17 protein-coding genes are annotated in these 17,298 nt (G+C 65.8%); 13 read left to right on the top strand and 4 right to left on the bottom strand.

Annotated elements, in window-relative coordinates; all coding sequences use genetic code 11:
* The first annotated feature begins 2 nt into the window (after positions 1 to 2).
* The 3 genes from ACVMDN_RS21910 (at position 3) to ACVMDN_RS21900 (ending at position 2,934) form a co-directional block, all read left to right on the top strand.
* The gene (locus ACVMDN_RS21910) at positions 3 to 704 is read left to right on the top strand and encodes an XdhC family protein (protein ID WP_456834993.1); all 702 of its coding nucleotides are present in this window, start codon (positions 3 to 5) and stop codon (positions 702 to 704) included.
* Complete coding sequence (locus ACVMDN_RS21905) at positions 701 to 2,305, top strand: NTP transferase domain-containing protein (RefSeq protein WP_456834994.1); 1,605 nt, start codon at positions 701 to 703, stop codon at positions 2,303 to 2,305. Before ACVMDN_RS21910 ends, ACVMDN_RS21905 begins: the two co-directional genes overlap by 4 nt.
* 278 nt (positions 2,306 to 2,583) lie before the next feature.
* Positions 2,584 to 2,934, top strand: a complete 351-nt coding sequence (locus tag ACVMDN_RS21900) for a DUF4189 domain-containing protein (RefSeq protein ID WP_420888210.1) — start codon at positions 2,584 to 2,586, stop codon at positions 2,932 to 2,934.
* 45 nt (positions 2,935 to 2,979) lie between these two features.
* Here the strand turns inward: ACVMDN_RS21900 and ACVMDN_RS21895 are convergent, their stop codons facing one another.
* Positions 2,980 to 4,197, bottom strand: coding sequence for an NAD(P)/FAD-dependent oxidoreductase (locus tag ACVMDN_RS21895; RefSeq protein WP_057018433.1), 1,218 nt, complete (start codon positions 4,195 to 4,197; stop codon positions 2,980 to 2,982).
* Between the two features lie 310 nt (positions 4,198 to 4,507).
* Here ACVMDN_RS21895 and ACVMDN_RS21890 point away from each other — a divergent pair, with 310 nt between their 5' ends.
* Positions 4,508 to 4,918, top strand: a complete 411-nt coding sequence (locus ACVMDN_RS21890) for a DUF2000 family protein (protein ID WP_057018434.1) — start codon at positions 4,508 to 4,510, stop codon at positions 4,916 to 4,918.
* Between the two features lie 28 nt (positions 4,919 to 4,946).
* Here the strand turns inward: ACVMDN_RS21890 and ACVMDN_RS21885 are convergent, their stop codons facing one another.
* Positions 4,947 to 6,083 carry a bestrophin-like domain gene (locus ACVMDN_RS21885; protein ID WP_456834995.1) on the bottom strand — a complete coding sequence of 379 codons (1,137 nt, stop codon included), beginning with the start codon at positions 6,081 to 6,083 and terminating at the stop codon, positions 4,947 to 4,949.
* 3 nt (positions 6,084 to 6,086) lie between these two features.
* On the opposite strand from ACVMDN_RS21885, the gene ACVMDN_RS21880 reads away from it, so the two are divergent.
* From ACVMDN_RS21880 to ACVMDN_RS21855, 6 genes are all read left to right on the top strand, one after another.
* On the top strand, positions 6,087 to 6,821 hold the full coding sequence (locus tag ACVMDN_RS21880; protein WP_456834996.1) for a TetR/AcrR family transcriptional regulator: 735 nt from the start codon (positions 6,087 to 6,089) through the stop codon (positions 6,819 to 6,821).
* Positions 6,818 to 7,603 (top strand): HlyD family secretion protein, encoded by a 786-nt coding sequence (locus ACVMDN_RS21875; RefSeq protein ID WP_038388292.1) that lies wholly within the window; start codon positions 6,818 to 6,820, stop codon positions 7,601 to 7,603. Before ACVMDN_RS21880 ends, ACVMDN_RS21875 begins: the two co-directional genes overlap by 4 nt.
* Complete coding sequence (locus ACVMDN_RS21870; protein ID WP_456834997.1) at positions 7,600 to 8,559, top strand: ABC transporter ATP-binding protein; 960 nt, start codon at positions 7,600 to 7,602, stop codon at positions 8,557 to 8,559. Before ACVMDN_RS21875 ends, ACVMDN_RS21870 begins: the two co-directional genes overlap by 4 nt.
* Positions 8,560 to 8,590: 31 nt before the next feature.
* Positions 8,591 to 9,754, top strand: a complete 1,164-nt coding sequence (locus tag ACVMDN_RS21865) for an ABC transporter permease (RefSeq protein WP_456834998.1) — start codon at positions 8,591 to 8,593, stop codon at positions 9,752 to 9,754.
* A gap of 112 nt (positions 9,755 to 9,866) precedes the next feature.
* A complete protein-coding gene (locus tag ACVMDN_RS21860) occupies positions 9,867 to 11,180 on the top strand; it encodes an adenylate/guanylate cyclase domain-containing protein (protein WP_456834999.1) in 1,314 nt (437 codons plus the stop codon).
* 164 nt (positions 11,181 to 11,344) lie between these two features.
* A complete protein-coding gene (locus ACVMDN_RS21855) occupies positions 11,345 to 12,262 on the top strand; it encodes a PhzF family phenazine biosynthesis protein (protein WP_456835000.1) in 918 nt (305 codons plus the stop codon).
* Here ACVMDN_RS21855 and ACVMDN_RS21850 read toward each other — a convergent pair.
* Both ACVMDN_RS21850 and ACVMDN_RS21845 read right to left on the bottom strand, forming a co-directional pair.
* Entirely contained in the window at positions 12,259 to 12,720 is a 462-nt protein-coding gene (locus ACVMDN_RS21850) for a DUF488 domain-containing protein (protein ID WP_456814577.1), read from the bottom strand. The two genes, ACVMDN_RS21855 and ACVMDN_RS21850, sit on opposite strands and share 4 nt — an antisense overlap.
* Positions 12,721 to 12,730: 10 nt before the next feature.
* The gene (locus ACVMDN_RS21845; protein WP_076828565.1) at positions 12,731 to 13,564 is read right to left on the bottom strand and encodes a DUF72 domain-containing protein; all 834 of its coding nucleotides are present in this window, start codon (positions 13,562 to 13,564) and stop codon (positions 12,731 to 12,733) included.
* Between the two features lie 139 nt (positions 13,565 to 13,703).
* Between ACVMDN_RS21845 and ACVMDN_RS21840 the strand changes: the two genes are divergently transcribed.
* From ACVMDN_RS21840 to ACVMDN_RS21830, 3 genes are all read left to right on the top strand, one after another.
* The gene (locus ACVMDN_RS21840) at positions 13,704 to 14,075 is read left to right on the top strand and encodes a hypothetical protein (protein ID WP_028339943.1); all 372 of its coding nucleotides are present in this window, start codon (positions 13,704 to 13,706) and stop codon (positions 14,073 to 14,075) included.
* 523 nt (positions 14,076 to 14,598) lie between these two features.
* Positions 14,599 to 15,732, top strand: coding sequence for a glycosyltransferase (locus ACVMDN_RS21835; protein WP_229190557.1), 1,134 nt, complete (start codon positions 14,599 to 14,601; stop codon positions 15,730 to 15,732).
* 7 nt (positions 15,733 to 15,739) lie between these two features.
* Positions 15,740 to 17,242, top strand: a complete 1,503-nt coding sequence (locus tag ACVMDN_RS21830; RefSeq protein WP_456814576.1) for a glycosyltransferase family 39 protein — start codon at positions 15,740 to 15,742, stop codon at positions 17,240 to 17,242.
* Positions 17,243 to 17,298 lie beyond the last annotated feature (56 nt).

Raw genomic sequence — 17,298 nt, 5'->3', positions numbered from 1 at the left:
CCGTGAAACTCGAGATCCTCAAAGCGTTGAACGCCGAGCGCGCCGCGCGCCGCCCGGTCATCATCGTCACCGACACCGCCAATGGCGATCAGCGTCTAGTCAAGGCCGCGGACATCGCCGCCGATCCGCTGCGCGCCGAGCTCTCAAAGCAACTGCGGATGGGCAAGAGCGGCAATGTCGAGGTCGGGACCAAGAAGCTGTTCCTCAACGTCTACGCGCCGACCGCAAAGCTCGTGATCATCGGCGCGGTCCATATCAGCCAGGCGCTGGCGCCGCTGGCGCGCTCGCTCGACTATGACGTCACGGTGGTCGATCCGCGCACCGCGTTTGCGAGCCCGGAGCGCTTCCCCGACGTGCCGCTGGTCGCCGAATGGCCCGACGTCGCGCTGCCACCGCTCAATGTCGATCACTACACCGCCTTCGTCGCGGTGACGCACGATCCGAAGATCGACGATCCGGCGCTGCTGCACGCCTTCGACCGCGACTGCTTCTATATCGGCGCGCTCGGATCGCGAAAGACCCACGCCAAGCGCGCCGAGCGGCTGCGCGCGCAGGGCGCCAGGGACAGCGACATCGCGCGCATCCACGCGCCGATCGGCCTCGATATCGGCGCGGTGTCGCCGTCGGAGATCGCGGTCGCGATCATGGCCGAGATCACCGCGCAGCTGCGCTTGCCCCCCAAAGAAAAAGAAGAAGCGGCATGAAATTCGGTCCCGCCAGTCCAGCCGACGCGATTGGCGGCGTCACCGTGCATACCCTCCGCCAGGGCGCGCTGGTGCTCAAGAAGGGCACCACGATCGGCCCCGCCGAGGTCGAGGCGCTGACCAAGGCCGGCGTCGACGAGATCGTCGTGGTGCGGCTCGACGAGGGCGACGTCTCCGAGGATGCCGCGGCCGCCAGCATCGCGCAGGCGGTGGCCGGCGACGGCGTCAATGTCGAGCGCGCCTTCACCGGCCGCGCCAATCTGTTCGCGGCCCGTCCCGGTGTGCTGGTGATCGATCGCGCCGCGGTCGACCGTATCAACGACGTCGACGAGGCCATCACCTTCGCAACGCTCGCCGCGTTCAAGCCGGTGGTCGAAGGCGAGATGATCGCGACCGTCAAGCTGATCCCGTTCGGCGTCGAGGGGCGCTTACGCGATGCCGCCGTCACGGTCGCCGGCAAGGATACGCTGCGGATCGCGCCCTATGTGATCCGGAAGGTCGGCGTGGTCTCGACGCTGCTGCCGGGTCTTGCGCCGAAGGTGATCGACAAGACGCTGCGCGTCACCGCCGAGCGGCTCGCGCCGGCCGGCGCCACCATCATCGCCGAGCGCCGCGTGCCGCATGACGAGACGGTGCTCGCCGCCTCGATCAAGGAATTGCTCGGCTTAGGGGCCGAGCTCGTCATCGTGTTCGGCGCGTCCGCGATCGCCGACCGTCGTGATGTCATTCCTGCTGCAATCACCGAGATCGGCGGGGCGGTCGAGCATTTCGGCATGCCGGTCGATCCGGGCAATCTGCTGCTGATCGGCAGCGCCGGCGGCGTGCCGGTCCTGGGCGCGCCAGGCTGCGCGCGCTCGCCGGTCGAGAACGGCTTCGACTGGGTGCTGATGCGGCTGCTCGCCGGCATCAAGGTGACGCGATCGGATCTCACCGGCATGGGCGTCGGCGGCCTGTTGATGGAGATCGTGACGCGGCCGCAGCCGCGCACGGTGCCGGACACCGAAGGCAACCGCAACGTCGCCGCGATCGTGCTTGCCGCCGGCCGCTCGACCCGGATGGGCGGCCCGAACAAGCTGCTCGCCGAGCTCGACGGCAAGAAGCTCGCGCGCATCGTCGCCGAGCAGGCCCTGGCGTCGAAGGCCTCCGAGGTCATCGTCGTCACCGGGCATCAGGCCGAGCTGGTCGAGCAGGCGCTCGATGGCCTCAAGGTCAAGTTCGTCCGCAACCCGGATTTCGCCGGCGGCCTCGCCAGCTCGGTGAAGGCGGGCATTGCGGCGGTGTCCGACAGCGCCGACGGCGCGATCGTCTGCCTCGGCGACATGCCGCTGATCGATGCGAAGCTGATCGATCGCCTGATCGAGACCTTCGCGCCGGACCGCGGCCATCTGATCGCGGTCCCGGTCAGTGAGGGCCGCCGCGGCAATCCGGTGCTGTGGTCGCGGCGCTTTTTCAAGGAGCTGATGACGCTCGACGGCGACATCGGCGCCCGTCACTTGATCACCAAGCATGCCGAGGTGGTCGCCGAGGTCCCGGTCGAAGGCGACAGCGCCTTCCTCGACATCGACACCCCGCAGGCGCTGGAAGCCGCGCGGGGCGGCTAGCTCCATCCGCGTCGTCCCGGCGAAAGCAGGGGACCCATTACCACCAATCGTTGTTGTTGGTGGGATAGCGGCCAGAGCCTCGCGCAATCATCACCATCGGTGGCTATGGGTCCCGGCCTTCGCCGGGACGACGAGTGGATAGAATTCGCTCTCAACCCGTCATTCACCATCTGGAAACGACCCCTGCGTACAGTCCGCGCCGGGCTTTGGGGGATTTCCGCTTGATCATTTCGACCGCCGTCGCGCAGCGTCGCGCGTTGACGATTCTCGTCCTGACATTGCTGCTCGGCGCCACGCGTTTCTCCGTGGAAACCTTCGTGCCCAAGGCCCGCGCGGCCGGCGCGTTCGCGGTCGGCAAGTGCGGGGCCTATGGCCAGGCCTACGACTATCCGGCGGAAGGCGCGGCGCGCGCCGCCGCGCTGAAGCAGTGCAAGGGCGATTGCACCACCGTGACCATGAAGCGGGCCTGCGCCGCGCTCTCGATCGACATGAAGAATCCCTGCGGCGCCCATGGCTATGCCGTGGCGCCGAAGATCTCGAGCTCGCTCAATGCCGCGACCAAGAAGTGCTACGACTATGGCGGCAAGGAATGCGTGATCCGCGCCTGGGCCTGCGACGCCAAGGGGTAGGGCAGTCGCCGCAATCCGCCTGGTGGGCAAAGCGCGCTGCCGCGCTCAGACGGCGCCATAGAAGTGTCGGTATTGCCAGGCGGCGTCGCGCTCCAATTGGTCTTCGGACCACGATTGGTCTTTGAACCGCATGACCGACATCGGCGATAGATCGATGGGCGGCTTGCCGTCCACGATCCAGGCCGCAAGCGCCTCGCCGACGGTCGGCGAGATCGACAGGCCGGCGACGTTGCACCCGCTCGCAAAATAGAAGCCGGTCACGCCGGCGGCCGGGCCGAGAATATGATGGCCGTCGGCGGTCATGGTCGGAATGCCGCCGCGAAACTCCCGCACCTTGGCGGTTTGCAGGAACGGGAGCTGGTCCTTGACCTCATCGGCGGCGGCATGAAGCACACCGATGTCGAGCGGCATGTCCTTGACGTCGAAGCCGGCCCCAAGCGACTGCATATCGAAGAAGCGCGGCGTTTCCTCGTAGACACCCCACAGGAAGCCGCCCTGACACGGGCGGGCATACACCGCAGCATCCATGATGCGGATCATCGGCAGGTCGGCACGGACGCCATCCAAAGGCTCGGTGACGATCAACTGCTGCCGGGTCGGCACCAGCGGCACGCGGATCCCGCTCGCCTCCGCGACCTGCCGCGTCCACGCGCCGGCGGCATCGACGACAACCGGACTTTCAATGACGCCGTTCGCGGTGGTCAAGCCGATCACGGTGCCGCCGACGATGTTGACGGCGCGCACGTCAGTCTTCGGCAGCAAGGTTGCACCGTTGGCCGCGGCGGCTGTGGCGAAACCGACGGCAACCTGCGCCGGGTCGAAATACCGGTCGTCGCCGATCCGCATCGCCGCAACGACGCCCGTCGGCTGCAAGAACGGATTGAGAGCGCTCGCCTGTTCCGGAGAGATCAGCTCGACGTCGAGGCCGGTGCTGCGTCCGCGCTCGAAGTCGTCCTCGATCACTTCGGCGTCCTGCGGCCGGCGCGCAACCTTGAGGCTGCCCGAATGCACCCAGTCGAGCGGCTGGCCGGTTTCTTCCGTGAACGCCTCGATCTTGCGGCATGCGTCCTTGATGAGGCCAATCATCAAGTCGCTCTTGCGCGCGCAACTCACCATGCCTGCAGCGCGGGGGGAAGTTTGCGATCCGATCTCATGCTTGTCGACAAGGGCGACGCTGAGACCTCCACGCTTGCTCAGGTAATAGGCTGTGGCCGCGCCCAATCCGCCCGAACCAATAACAACAACATCGGCCTTGCTGATCATGATGCAATGCCCTGAAATATGCTGATGGTCATCGAACGCCCGAAGCCTACTACGCGGCGCAGGAGCTGACTATCGCTTTCCGTCCCGGCGCGGATCTGGCCTTTGCGACGTCGCACGGCTAGCGGTCGACGTGTGGGTTGAGCTTCTTCGCCGCAGCGATATCAGCTTCGCCAGCCGCGACGTCGCCCTTCAGGCGGGCAGGGTCCGCCCGTGGGTTGCTCAAGAAACTAACGTCAGCGCCTGGCGGGCAGATGAGGGATGCGCGGTCAGAACTGGCGTTTGTCGTCAACCTGCGGATAGATTTATCGCCATGCAGTTCGACACCAAGATCGCGGTCGTGATCCGCACCGACCTGGAAGTCTGGCAGAAGCTCAACGTGGCGTCGTTTCTTGCCGGCGGCATCGCGGCTTCCTTTCCCGAATGCATCGGCGAGAATTACGAGGACGGCTCGGGGACCAGATATCTCTCTTTGATCGGCCAGCCGATCCTGATCTACGGCGCCGACGGGCCTGCGCTGTCGCGGGCGCTGGAGCGCGCGCTGGCGCGCAACGTGCAGCCGGCGCTCTACACCGAGGACATGTTCAAGACGACGCATGACGCCGCCAACCGCGAGGTGGTGAAGGCGGTCGTGCGCAGCGAGCTCAACCTGGTCGGCCTCGCCATTCGCGCCGAGCGCAAGGTGGTCGACAAGATCCTCGATGGGCTGAAGTTTCACACCTAGCGGACAGCGCGCGTGCGCGGTCCGGCGCTTATCGGCTCGCCTCCTTGTCCGGCATGATCTGCAGCAACGGCGTCGGCGCGATCGATATCTGGCCGGTGAATGGTCGATCATGCGCGGCAATCAGCAGAACCGATGTGGCCACGCCGGTCGCGAACAGTCCCATCGCGATGGCGGATCCCAACCGGTTGTCGCAGTGAACAAGGGCAATGACCAATAGCTCGCAGATGGCCTGAAGGTAGAGGCACCACCATTTGATCGAGTCGACTTCGGTCTGACTGACGATGATCCGTTGTCGTCGCGCATCGAGTGCCGAATTCAGATTGGTGATGATCTCGTGCTGCGTCGTCTGCTGGCCCGGGTTTTGCGCGGGCGTTGATACGACAAGGCGCAACGCCGCGGTCAGTGCGGGAGGCGCTGCCTTGAGCGATGCAGCCTGGCGCGCCATCATCGGCCATTCCACGGCGACCGTTTCCTCGACGTAGTCGCGAACGAGGCCGCGCAGGCGCGTCTCCTGCTCCGGCGGCAGGCCGCTGGCGAGCAGGGTGACGGCGCGCAGCGAACTGGCTTCGCGGCTCACCGCCGCGGTGGCGCGATCACTGTCACTCCAGACCTGTGCTGCGGTGAACGCGACAAACAGGCCGAAAAGAATGCCGAGCACCGGCAACATGCCGGGCGAGATCGATTTGAAAGACGGTGCGCGCTCCTTGGTCGACAGGATCGCAACGCCTGCGAAAATGAGAACGGCAACAAGATAGGTGAAGCCGAAGACAATGAAGGCCATCCACGGCACAGAAAGGTTGTGTAGCCAATCGCTCATTGGTGTTTCCCCCAGCGGACCGCTTGTATCAAATTCCCCCCAATCTCGCCGGGGAGAGCACGAAGTGAGCCGTAGCGCATCGCGCAGGCAAAGCCGGATTGCTCCGGTTACACCTGTGGTGCCACCCCTGTGCCTTTTTGTTGCACAGGGCCCGCGGGTGCGATCGGCACCAGGCTTTCCCAGCGCCCACTGTTCCCCATAGGGCGGAAATAAGCAGCAAATTCGGGCATTTGCACCGCGAGATCGCGAACCTATGCGCCCCCTGAGAGCCGGGAAGGCCGACAGGAACGCTTCCGGCCGGCAGGCGTTTTCTCTGAACATGTTGACAATGACTGACTGGTCAGTCATATTATGACCATGACAAAGCGCATCGAAAAGACGACCCGCTCCCGGCCCGCCAAGCGCCGGACCACCGCGATCCGGGCTGCCGCGGCGAGGATCCCGAAGGTGGCCTCGGCAAAGCAGCCCGAGGCCAAGCCTGCTGCGAACCGCGCCGAGAAATCGGCGGAGCGGCGCGCTGCGATCGTCGAGGCGGCGATGGACGAGTTCATTGCGCGCGGCTTCGCCGCGACGCGGCTCGACGATGTCGCCAGGCGGGCGGGCGTCGCCAAGGGCACGCTCTATCTGTACTTCAAGGACAAGGAGTCGATGTTCGAGGAGTTGATCCGCACCGCAGTCGTGCCCTTGGTCAATCGCATGGCCGCGCCGCCCACCATCACCGGCCCGGTGCGCGATGCGGTGGAGAGGTTTGCCGAGACCTTCATCCGCGAGATCGTGTCGACCCGGCGCGGCGACATCGTCCGCCTGATCGTCTCCGAAGGGCCGCGCTTCCCGACGATCGCCGACTTCTATTTCCGCGAGGTAGTGTCGAAGGGGATGGCCGCGATGCAGGCGCTGATCCAGCTTGCGATCACGCGCGGCGAGATCAGGCAGCGCCAACTCGCGCAGTTTCCGCAACTCGTCGTGGCGCCCGCGATCGTCGCGGTGATCTGGCAGGGCCTGTTTGCCCGGCACGCGCCGCTCGATGCCCTCGCGATGTTCAAGGTTCATCTCGATCTGATCTTCGGCGAACGGAGCAAGCCATGACCGGCTCGCGCATGATGAAGCTCGTGACCGCAGTCGTGCTGGCGGCGGCGCTGGCCGGTTGCCAGGAGAAGCGTGATCCCGGCTTCCAGGGCTGGGTCGAGGCCGACATGATCTTCGTCAGCCCCGATGAATCCGGCCGCGTCATCAAGCTCAATGTGCGCGAAGGCGACGAGGTCAAGCCCGGCGATCTGCTCTATTCGGTCGACGACGATTTGCAGCGCGCCGATCTCAACCAGAACAATGCGACCCTCGCCAATGCGCGGCAGAGCTATGACCGCGCGGCCTCGCTGCGCGGCACCGGCGCCGGCACCCAGGCCAATCTGGATTCCGCGGTCTCGGCGCTGCGCGTCGCGGAGGCGCGGGTCAACACCTCGCAGACCCGGCTCGACCGTCGCAAGGGCTTTGCGCCGATCGCGGGCTCGATCCAGCAGATCTATTTCCGCGAGGGCGAGATGGTGCAGGCGCAGCGCCCGGTGCTGTCGATCATGCCGCCCGGCAACATGAAGCTGCGCTTCTTCGTGCCGGAGGCCGAGCTGCCGAAGCTTGCGCTCGGCGACGAGGTGAGGGTGACCTGCGATAATTGCGCCGCCGACCTCACGGCAAAGATCTACTTCATCGCCACCACGGCGGAGTACACGCCGCCGGTCATCTACAGCCTCGATGAGCGCAACAAGCTGGTCTATCTGATCCAGGCGCGGCCGAGCCGGCCCGATGTGCTGCGCGTCGGTCAGCCGATCAGCATCTACCTCAATCCCAAGACGCCGGTGGCGGAGCGCAGATGAACGGCGGCTCCACCAGCGCGCGGTCCAACGCACCCTCCATCGCGATCGATGTGAAGGGCCTGACCAAGTCGTTTAGCGGACGCGAGGTCGTCCATGACCTGTCGATGCAGGTCAAGCGCGGCTCGATCTACGGCTTCCTCGGTCCCAACGGCAGCGGCAAGACCACGACCATCCGCATCCTGTGCGGCCTGCTGACGCCCGACAGCGGCGAGGGCACCTGCCTCGGCTACGACATCCGGCGCGATGCCGACAAGATCAAGCGCAAGGTCGGCTACATGACGCAGCGCTTCAGCCTCTACCAGGATCTGTCGGTGCGCGAGAATCTCGAATTCGTGGCGCGGCTCTATGGCATGCCGGACGCGCGCGGCGCCGCGGCCGACATGATCGCGCGGATCGGGCTGAAGGGCCGCGAGGAGCAGCTCGCCGCCAACCTTTCCGGCGGCTGGAAGCAGCGGCTCGCGCTCGGCGCCTGCACGCTGCCCAATCCGCAATTGCTGCTGCTCGACGAGCCGACCGCCGGCGTCGATCCCAAGGCGCGGCGCGATTTCTGGAACGAGATCCACGCGCTCGCCGCCGAAGGCCTCACCGTGCTGGTCTCGACCCATTACATGGACGAGGCCGAGCGCTGTCACGAGATCGCCTACATCGCCTACGGTCATCTCTTGGCCCATGGCACGGTGGACGAGGTGATCGCGGCGTCCGCGCTGTCGACCTGGACGGTGACGGGCGAGGATTTCAACGGCCTGATGGCCGAGCTCACGGACAAGCCCGGCGTCGACATGGTGGCGCCGTTCGGCACCAGCCTGCACGTCTCCGGCCGCGACAAGGCGGTGCTCGAGGCCGCGATCGCGCCCTATCGGGACAATTCGAAGTGGCATTGGCAGGCCAGCGAGCCGTCGCTCGAAGACGTCTTCATCGATTTGATGGGGCGCTCCAAGGATAATTTCCAAGGATAACTTTCAAGGATAATTTCCAGGGATAATTGCGATGAGCGCAACGGAAACGATCCAGAACAGCGAGGCGAGGGAGCCGGCATTCGGCTTCTGGCGGCGCAGCTACGCGATGCTGGTCAAGGAGTTCATCCAGCTTCGCCGCGACCGCGTCTCTTTCGCCATGATCATCATGCTGCCGGTCATGCAGCTGACGTTGTTCGGCTACGCCATCAACACCACGCCGCGCAATCTGCCGACCGCGGTGCTGACCCAGGAAGACAGCGATCTCGGCCGTTCGATCCTGAAGGCGATGGAGAACACCGCCTATTTCCATTTTGTCCGCGAGGTCCACACCGTCGAGGAATTCGACGAGCTGCTGCAATCCGGCAAGGTGCTGTTCGGCGTCGAAATCCCGCGCGGCTTCGAGCGCGCGGTGCGGCGCGGCGACAGACCGGCGCTGCTGGTCGCCGCCGATGCCACCGACCCGGTCGCGTCGGGCTCGGCGCTCGGCGCACTCGGGCCGCTGGTGCAATCGGCGCTGGCGCATGATCTGCACGTCGGCGATCCCCCGGACATGCCGTTCGAAATCCGCGCCCACGCCCGTTACAACCCGGCGGCGGACTCGCGTCTCAATATCGTGCCCGGTCTGGTCGGAACTATCCTGACCATGACCATGCTGATCTTCACCGCGCTCTCGGTGACGCGCGAGATCGAGCGCGGCACCATGGAGAGCCTGCTGTCGATGCCGATCAAGCCGGTCGAGGTGATGTTCGGCAAGATCATCCCCTATGTGCTGGTCGGCTTCATCCAGGCCACGCTGATCATCGCCATCGGCATTGTGCTGTTCGGTGTGCCGGTCCTCGGCAGCCTGACGCTGCTGGCGCTGCTCACCACACTGTTCATCACCACCAATCTGTCGATCGGCTACACCTTCTCGACCATCGTCCAGAACCAGCTGCAGGCGATGCAGCTCTCGATGATGTTCTTCCTGCCGAGCATCCTGCTGTCCGGCTTCATGTTTCCGTTCGCGGGCATGCCGGTCTGGGCGCAATATATCGGCGAGGGGCTGCCGCTGACCCATTTCGTGCGCATCGTGCGGGCCATCATGCTGAAGGGCGCGGCGATGCACAACCTGCAATACGACACCGCCGCATTGGTCGCCCTGATGCTGTTCGCCATGACGATCGCGGTGACGCGCTTCCGCCGCACGCTCGATTGAGGCTATGATGGATGCCATCAATGATCGTCATTCCGGGGCGATGCGAAGCATCGAACCCGGAATCTCGAGATTCCGGGTTCGCTTCGCGCCCCGGGATGACGGGGTGGGAGGCATGGCGGAATCTTCGGACAAAAACAGCGCAGCGGCAGACACAACCGTATCCGCCGATTTCCATCACGCCCTGATGCGCGAGGTGATGACCACCGAGCTGCTCCGCATCAAGGTGCTGATCGCTACCGCCGCTGCTCTCGCGGCGATCAGTCTGCTGGTGTATTTCTTTGCGCCCGACGCGGTCAGCCGCGTCTGGCACGGCAACCTCAGCCCCGTCTACGTCTTCTACGTCACCATTCCGCTGATCCTGTTCGAGCTCTGGGTGCACGGGGCAATCAGCTGGCACATGCGCAAGGGGCGCGACCTGCCGGTGGTCCGGCGCTACATCGGCGTGCTGGTCGAGACGTCGCTGCCGACCGTAGTGCTGGCGCTGCACATGAATAGCATGGGGCCGCAAGAGGCGCTCGGCTTCGTGGCGCCGCTGATCTATTTCGTCTTCATCATCCTGTCGACGCTGCGGCTCGACTTCTGGCTCTCGACCTTCACCGGCTTCGTCGCGGCGGCCGAGCTGTTCTACATGGCGGTGTTCTTCCATCCCTCGGGCGGCGGCGCGGCCGAGACCAGCATCTACTATCACGCCGCGCGGAGCGCGATCATCCTGATCTGCGGCATGTTGGCCGGCGCGGTCGGCATGCAGCTGCGCCGGCAGTTCGCGGCTAGCATCGCGGCCGCCACCGCGCGCGATCGCATCACCAATCTGTTTGGCCAGCACGTCTCGCCGCAGGTGGTCGAACGTCTGATGACGGAGGGTGCCGGCACCGGCAGCGACATCCGCCGTGTTGCGGTGATGTTCGTGGATTTCCGCAGCTTCACGGCCGGTGCGCGCACCCGCTCGCCGCAGGAGGTGGTCGACAGGCTCGATGGCGCCTTTGCCGTGCTGGTCGATATCCTCGATCGCCATGGCGGCATCGTGAACAAGTTTCTGGGCGACGGCTTTCTCGCGCTGTTCGGTGCCCCGTTCGAGACCGGCGACGCCGCGCATCAGGCGGTCGCCGCCGCGCGTGAAATGCTCGCGGCGAACGAGCGCACCAACGCGGCGACGAGCTGGCCGCTGCGCATCGGCATCGGCATCCACATCGGCGAGGTCGTCGCCGGCAATATCGGCTCGCCCCGGCGCAAGGAGTACACCGTGATCGGCGACACCGTGAATTTTGCCGCGCGGCTCGAGGCGCTGAACAAGGAGCTCGGCTCGCAGTTTTTAATTTCCTCCGCGGTGCGCGAGGCGCTCGGCGATGACTGCAAGGACGCGGTGTCGCGCGGCGAGATCCCGGTGCGGGGCTACGAGCACCCGGTGCACGTCTGGCAGTTGGGGTAGGCGGCGACGCTCACATGATCCGAGGCAATCACGCACGGCTCCTCAAGCCGCGCGAGCTGCCTGCATGTGACTTGCCCGCGATTGTACCGAGTGCTCTGAAGGGCATCGCTCGGGCCGTGGTACGGTGACGTCATCGGAATGACCGGAGCACGAGGACAAGCAGGATGCAGCGGCGCTATATCACCGTCGACGTTTTCACCGACCGCGCCTTCGGCGGCAACCCGCTCGGCGTGGTGCTCGACGCCGAAGGGCTCTCGACCGAAGAGATGCAGGCGATCGCGACCGAGTTCAACTATTCCGAGACGACCTTCGTGCTGCCGCCGCAGGACAAGGTCAACGACGCCCAGGTTCGCATCTTCACGGTGCGCTCGGAAATTCCGTTCGCCGGCCATCCCAATGTCGGCACCGCCTTCGTGCTGGCAAGCCGGGCCGCGAAGGCGCCGGCGCGCTTGAGGTTCGAGGAGAAGGCGGGCCTCGTGCCGGTCGAGATCCTGTCCGACGGCGGCAATGTGGTCGGGGCCGAGCTGACCGCGCCGCAGGCGCTGCAGCGGACCAATGAGGTCAGCGCGGCCGCCGCCGCCGCGTGCCTGTCGCTGACGGCGGCTGATGTGAAGACCGATCGGCACGCGCCGCAGGTCGTCTCGGTCGGGCTGCCGTTCCTGGTGGTCGAGATCGCCTCGCGCGAGGCGCTGAGGCGCGCCCGGCCGGATGCTGCGGCGTTCGCCAGGACGCTGGCCGAGATCGGCCGCGACGTGGTCTATTTCTACACGCGCGACGTGCCGGCGAGCGAGCAGCCGCTCGACCTGCAGGCGCGCATGTTCCATCCGGGCGCCAGCGGCCTGTCCGAGGATCCCGCCACCGGCAGCGCGACCGCGGCTTGCGCGGCGCTGCTCGCCGATATTGATCCCGCGCGCGATGGCGAATTGCGGCTGCGGATCGGGCAGGGCGTCGACATGGGCCGGCCGAGCCTGTTGCTGACGCGCGTGCGCAAGCAAGGCGGCGCGATCACTTCGGTGCATGTCGGCGGCGGCTGCGTGAAGATGATGGAAGGGACGCTGAACATGCCGGGCGAGGCAGGCTAGAGCTGCGGTGCCGCCAGGTTCTCGATCCTGACGCCGTCGCGCTCTTCGATGATCTCGGCGATCCATCGACGGTGGCAGTGCTGGTGGTCGCGCTCGTAGCAGAGGATGCAGACCGGGCCGGACTGCTTGACCAGCGCCGACAGCTCGTCGAGCTCTTCCTTGGCCTGCGCCGTCTTTAGGTGCGCCGAATAGATCTTGTGCAGCAGCGCATATTGCTCGCTGCGTGCCGCTTCCCGTCCGCTTTTCGGGGTGCCGAGACCGCGCAGATGGACGTAGCCGATGCCGCGCTCGTCGAGACCGGCGGCGAGCTGGGTCTTGGAGAAGCCGGGCCGGCGCGAGGAGGCGATGGCGCGGACGTCGACCAGCAGCTTGACGCCGGCCTGCTCGAGCTCGTCGAGCACCGCCTTCGACGGCGTCTGCTCGTAGCCGATGGTGAACAGCTTCCTGGCCTTCGCCATCGGTTCTCGCTCACTTCACCCGTTCGATCAGTTCCATCGCGCCGGCCGGCGCGCGGACCTTGCCCTCGTGGATCACATAGGCGAACACGTCGCGCGGCGCCTTCTTGGGCGCGGTCTTCTCGACCTTCGGCAGATCGTCGGGCTCGCTGCCGGCGGCCCAGTCCTGAAACCGCTTGGCCCAGGCGTCGAGCTGCTTCGGCGGATAGCAGGTCTTCAATTCGTCATTGCCCTTCTGCAGCCGCGCATAGACGAAGTCGCTCGCGACGTCGGCGATCGCCGGATATTTGCCGTGCTCGGCGAACACCACCGGTACCTCGTGCTCGCGAATGAGGGCGACGAATTCGGGCACGCAAAAACTGTCGTGGCGGACCTCGACGACGTGGCGCAGCGCGCGGCCGTCGAGCTTGCGCGGCAGCAGCTCGAGGAACTTGCCGAAATCGGCGCCGTCGAACTTCTTGGTCGGCGCGAACTGCCAGAGCACCGGCCCGAGCCGGTCCTTCAGCTCCAGCACGCCCGAATCATAGAACCGCTTCACCGAATCGCCGGCCTCGGCGAGCACGCGGCGGTTGGTGGCGAAGCGTGGTCCCTTCAGCGAGAAGATGAAGCCGTCGGGCACTTCGCTGGCCCATTTGCGAAAGCTCTCCGGCTTCTGCGAGCCGTAATAGGTGCCGTTGATCTCGATCGAGGTCAGCTTGGAGGCGGCGTAGGACAGCTCCTTCGCTTGCGCGAGCTTCTCCGGATAGAACACTCCGCGCCACGGCTCGAAGGTCCAGCCGCCGATGCCGATATAGATGTTGCCTGCGTCGGTCTTGGTTTTGGTCGCCTTGGTGGGAGCTTTGGCCACGACTGCACTCATCGTGAGGGAGGGAACAGGAAGCAAGACTAATCAAAATAATCGTGATTGGCCAGTTTGCCAGATCGGCACGGCGGCGCTTATCGTCGCTGTCGCTCTTCGCTACGATGCGCCAAAATGGAGAACAACAATGCGCATGCTGGTTGCGGCCGCCCTCTTGATCATGTCCTCCGCCGCCATATCCTCCGCTGCAATGGCCGATGAGGTCGACGATGCGCACAAGCTCGCGATCACCGGCCGCGACGCCTACTGGAATTGTCTCGCCCGCGAATATCCCCGCGACAGCAACAAGGCGATGTCCGACCAGGAGTTCACCTCGCTGATCGCCAATGTCTGTCCGTCGGAGCGGCAGAACTTCCGCGTGTCGCTGATCGACTTCCTGTCGCTGCAATTTCCGAAGCAGGACGCCGACGCGAATCTGACGACCGCCAACCGTGCGATCGAGCTCGCGCAGAAGGACATCGTGACCGCCTTCACCCGGCGCAGGGCCGCGGCCAAATAGGTTCCCAAATCCTGTTGCGGCCGGCCGATTTTTGATATCAATCCGCGCAGGCGAGGGGATCATCGGCATGAGATCACAATCGACGGCAGGTTTCTTGGGCGCACTGGTCGCGGCCGTCGCGCTGGCGGCGGCGTTCATCTACGGGCCGTCGCCGAGCCAGCTCCGTAACCCGACCCGGTCCGCCGCACAGCCGCAGGCGGCTCCAGCTGCCGAGGCCGCGCCGGCAGCCCCGGGCGCCACGCGGCCCGGTGATCCGGGAAGTCCCGAACAACTAGCGCCTCCTGCGCCCCTTGCGGACCGCCTGGGGCCTTCCTATCTTGCTTCCAACGGCGACGTTGCAGCTTCAGGGCTCCGGCGCCGGACGACCACGACATTGATAGGCTGCGCCGGATGTACGCGCGCCCCTTGTTCGTGGTCGTTGGCATTTTCAGGGGTGTTTTGCCCCGTTTTCCCGCTTTCCGAGCGTGCGTTTGGGTCGGCCTGCCTTGGCAGCGGGAGAGGCTGCGGCTATACGCTGGCGCTCATGAACGAAGCCATCAAGCCGAGCCCCGAAACCTCATCGCAGGCAGCAAGCTTGCCGCTGCTTTCGGTGGTCGTCCCGACCTTCAACGAACGCGACAATGTCACGGTGCTGTACCGCCGGCTCGACGCGATCCTGAAGGACGTGTCCTGGGAAGTCATCTTCGTCGACGACAATTCGCCCGACGGAACCTGGGACGTGGTGCGCGCGCTGGCGCGGAAGGATTCCCGCGTGCGCTGCATCCGCCGGATTGGCCGGCGCGGCCTGTCCGGCGCCTGCATCGAGGGCATTCTGGCCTCGAGCGCGCCCTATGCCGCGGTGATGGATGCCGACCTGCAGCATGACGAGACCCAGCTGCCGAAGATGGTGGCGCTACTGCAGAGCGGCGAGGCCGAGCTCGTGGTCGGCAGCCGCTATATCGAGGGCTACAAGGCCGACGGCTTCAACAAGCAGCGCGCCGGCGCCAGCGCGTTTGCCACCGAGATCGCGCGCCGCGCGCTGAAGGTCGAGATCGCCGACCCCATGAGCGGCTTCTTCATGGTCCGCCGCGACCGTTTCGAGCAGCTCGCGCCGCAGCTGTCGACGCAGGGTTTCAAGATTCTGCTCGACGTCGTAGCGACCGCGGAGGGCAAGCTGCGCGCGGTCGAAATTCCCTACACCTTCGGTGCCCGCCAGCATGGCGAGAGCAAGCTCGACTCGATGGTCGCGCTCGACTTCCTCGGCCTGGTGCTGGCGAAGCTGACCAATGATCTGATCTCGCTGCGCTTCATTCTGTTCGCGGCGGTCGGCGGGCTCGGCCTGGTGGTGCACCTCACCGTGCTGTTCATCGCGCTCGAACTGTTCAAGGCGCCATTCCCGGAGGCCCAGGCCACCGGTGCGATCGTCGCCATGACCAGCAATTTCATCCTCAACAATTTCCTGACCTATCGCGATCAGCGGCTGAAGGGCTTTGGCATCCTGCGCGGCCTGCTGCTGTTCTATCTGGTCTGCAGCGTCGGCCTGCTCGCCAATGTCGGCGTCGCGTTCTCGGTCTACGACCAGGAGCCGATCTGGTGGCTGGCGGGCGCAGCCGGCGCGCTGATGGGCGTGGTTTGGAACTACGCGATGTCCGGGCTGTTCGTCTGGCGCAAGCGATGACGGCGGCATGAACGCGAGCGAGGCGCGGCTGGCCCGAAACACCGCGCTTGCGGTGTGCGCGCTGGTCGTGTTGCGGCTGGCCGCCGCGGCATGGACGCCGCTGACTTTCGACGAAGCCTATTACTGGATGTGGTCGAAGTCGCTCGCCGGCGGCTATTACGACCATCCGCCGATGGTGGCGGTGGTGATCCGGCTCGGCACCATGATCGCGGGCGATACGCCGTTCGGCGTGCGGCTGGTGTCGATCCTGCTCGCACTGCCGATGAGCTGGGCGATCTACCGGGCGGCCGAGATCCTGTTCGGCGGCCGGCGCATCGCCGCGAGCGCAACCATCCTGCTCAATGTGACGCTGATGGCCGCCGTCGGCACGCTGATCGTGACGCCAGATGCGCCGCTGCTGGTCGCTGCCAGCCTGCTGCTGTACGCGCTGGCAAAGGTGCTGGCGAGCGGTCGCGGCGAATGGTGGCTTGCGGTCGGCGCCAGCGCCGGCGCGGCGCTGCTGTCGAAATACTCGGCGCTGTTCTTTGGTCCGGCGATCCTGATCTGGCTTGCGATGGTGCCGAAGCTGCGGCGCTGGTTTCTGTCGCCCTGGCTCTATCTCGGCGGTCTGGTCGCGCTCGGCCTGTTCAGCCCGGTCATCCGCTGGAATGCCGACCATCACTGGGTGTCCTTCATCAAGCAGATGGGCCGCGCGCGGATCGAGGATTTCCGCCCGACCTACATCGCCGAGCTGATCCCGACCCAGTTTGCGTTCGCAACGCCATTGGTCTTCATCCTCGGCGTGATGGGCCTCTACGCGCTCTATCGGCGCCGCGCCGGCGCGCTGGAGGCGCGCGTGCTGGTCAACACGATGTTCTGGACCATCGTGGTCTACTTCACCTGGCACGCATTGCACGCGCGGGTCGAGGCCAACTGGTTCGCGCCGGTCTATCCCGCCTTTGCCGTGGCGGCCGCGGTCGCGGCAGTCCAGGTGCAGTGGGCGCCGCGCGAGCAGCGCACGATCGATTTCTGCCGCCGCTGGGCCGCACCCGTCGGCGTCGTGCTGTTCGCGCTGCTGATCGTGCAGGCCAACACCGGTTTGCTCTCGGGCTACCGCCGCGACGCCACCGTGCGCAGCGTCGGTGTCGGCTGGCAGGAGCTTGCGGACGAGATCGAGGCGACCCGCGTCCGGACCGGCGCGAGCTGCGTGCTGGCGGCGGATTACGGCACCACCGGCTGGCTCGCCTTCTATCTCCCCAAGGGCACCTGCGTCGCCCAGCAGGGCCAGCGCATTCGCTGGGTCAACATGCAAGAGCCGAGCCCGGCGCAACTGGCTGGCAAGCTGCTCTATGTGCATGAGGTCGAGCAGGCGATGCCGGCCTCGCTGCGCGACAATTTCGCCCGTGTCGAAACGGTGGCCGAGGCCAAACGCATGCGGGGGCCGTTGACCATCGAGACCTACGCGCTCGACCTGCTGGAAGGCGCAAAGGGCGAGATCCTCGACCGTTCCCCGCCGCCGGAACTGCAATAAATCCTCGCCGTTGAGTGTCGGATCGTCCGGGTCCGGGTCGTCTTCCAGACAGCCCG

It is taken from the genome of Bradyrhizobium sp. USDA 4510 (genome assembly GCF_054059095.1).
Note: the sequence above shows the minus strand (reverse complement) of the source record. Positions and strands in the feature narration are given on the sequence as shown.

Excerpts from the sequence above, each read along its gene's own strand:
- ACVMDN_RS21905 (WP_456834994.1), top strand. The coding sequence starts at position 701 with ATGAAATTCGGTCCCGCCAGTCCAGCCGACGCGATTGGCGGCGTCACC.
- ACVMDN_RS21895 (WP_057018433.1), bottom strand. The coding sequence starts at position 4,197 with ATGATCAGCAAGGCCGATGTTGTTGTTATTGGTTCGGGCGGATTGGGC.
- ACVMDN_RS21890 (WP_057018434.1), top strand. The coding sequence starts at position 4,508 with ATGCAGTTCGACACCAAGATCGCGGTCGTGATCCGCACCGACCTGGAA.
- ACVMDN_RS21885 (WP_456834995.1), bottom strand. The coding sequence starts at position 6,083 with ATGACTGACCAGTCAGTCATTGTCAACATGTTCAGAGAAAACGCCTGC.
- ACVMDN_RS21880 (WP_456834996.1), top strand. The coding sequence starts at position 6,087 with ATGACCATGACAAAGCGCATCGAAAAGACGACCCGCTCCCGGCCCGCC.
- ACVMDN_RS21875 (WP_038388292.1), top strand. The coding sequence starts at position 6,818 with ATGACCGGCTCGCGCATGATGAAGCTCGTGACCGCAGTCGTGCTGGCG.
- ACVMDN_RS21870 (WP_456834997.1), top strand. The coding sequence starts at position 7,600 with ATGAACGGCGGCTCCACCAGCGCGCGGTCCAACGCACCCTCCATCGCG.
- ACVMDN_RS21865 (WP_456834998.1), top strand. The coding sequence starts at position 8,591 with ATGAGCGCAACGGAAACGATCCAGAACAGCGAGGCGAGGGAGCCGGCA.
- ACVMDN_RS21860 (WP_456834999.1), top strand. The coding sequence starts at position 9,867 with ATGGCGGAATCTTCGGACAAAAACAGCGCAGCGGCAGACACAACCGTA.
- ACVMDN_RS21855 (WP_456835000.1), top strand. The coding sequence starts at position 11,345 with ATGCAGCGGCGCTATATCACCGTCGACGTTTTCACCGACCGCGCCTTC.
- ACVMDN_RS21850 (WP_456814577.1), bottom strand. The coding sequence starts at position 12,720 with ATGGCGAAGGCCAGGAAGCTGTTCACCATCGGCTACGAGCAGACGCCG.
- ACVMDN_RS21840 (WP_028339943.1), top strand. The coding sequence starts at position 13,704 with ATGCGCATGCTGGTTGCGGCCGCCCTCTTGATCATGTCCTCCGCCGCC.
- ACVMDN_RS21835 (WP_229190557.1), top strand. The coding sequence starts at position 14,599 with ATGAACGAAGCCATCAAGCCGAGCCCCGAAACCTCATCGCAGGCAGCA.
- ACVMDN_RS21830 (WP_456814576.1), top strand. The coding sequence starts at position 15,740 with ATGAACGCGAGCGAGGCGCGGCTGGCCCGAAACACCGCGCTTGCGGTG.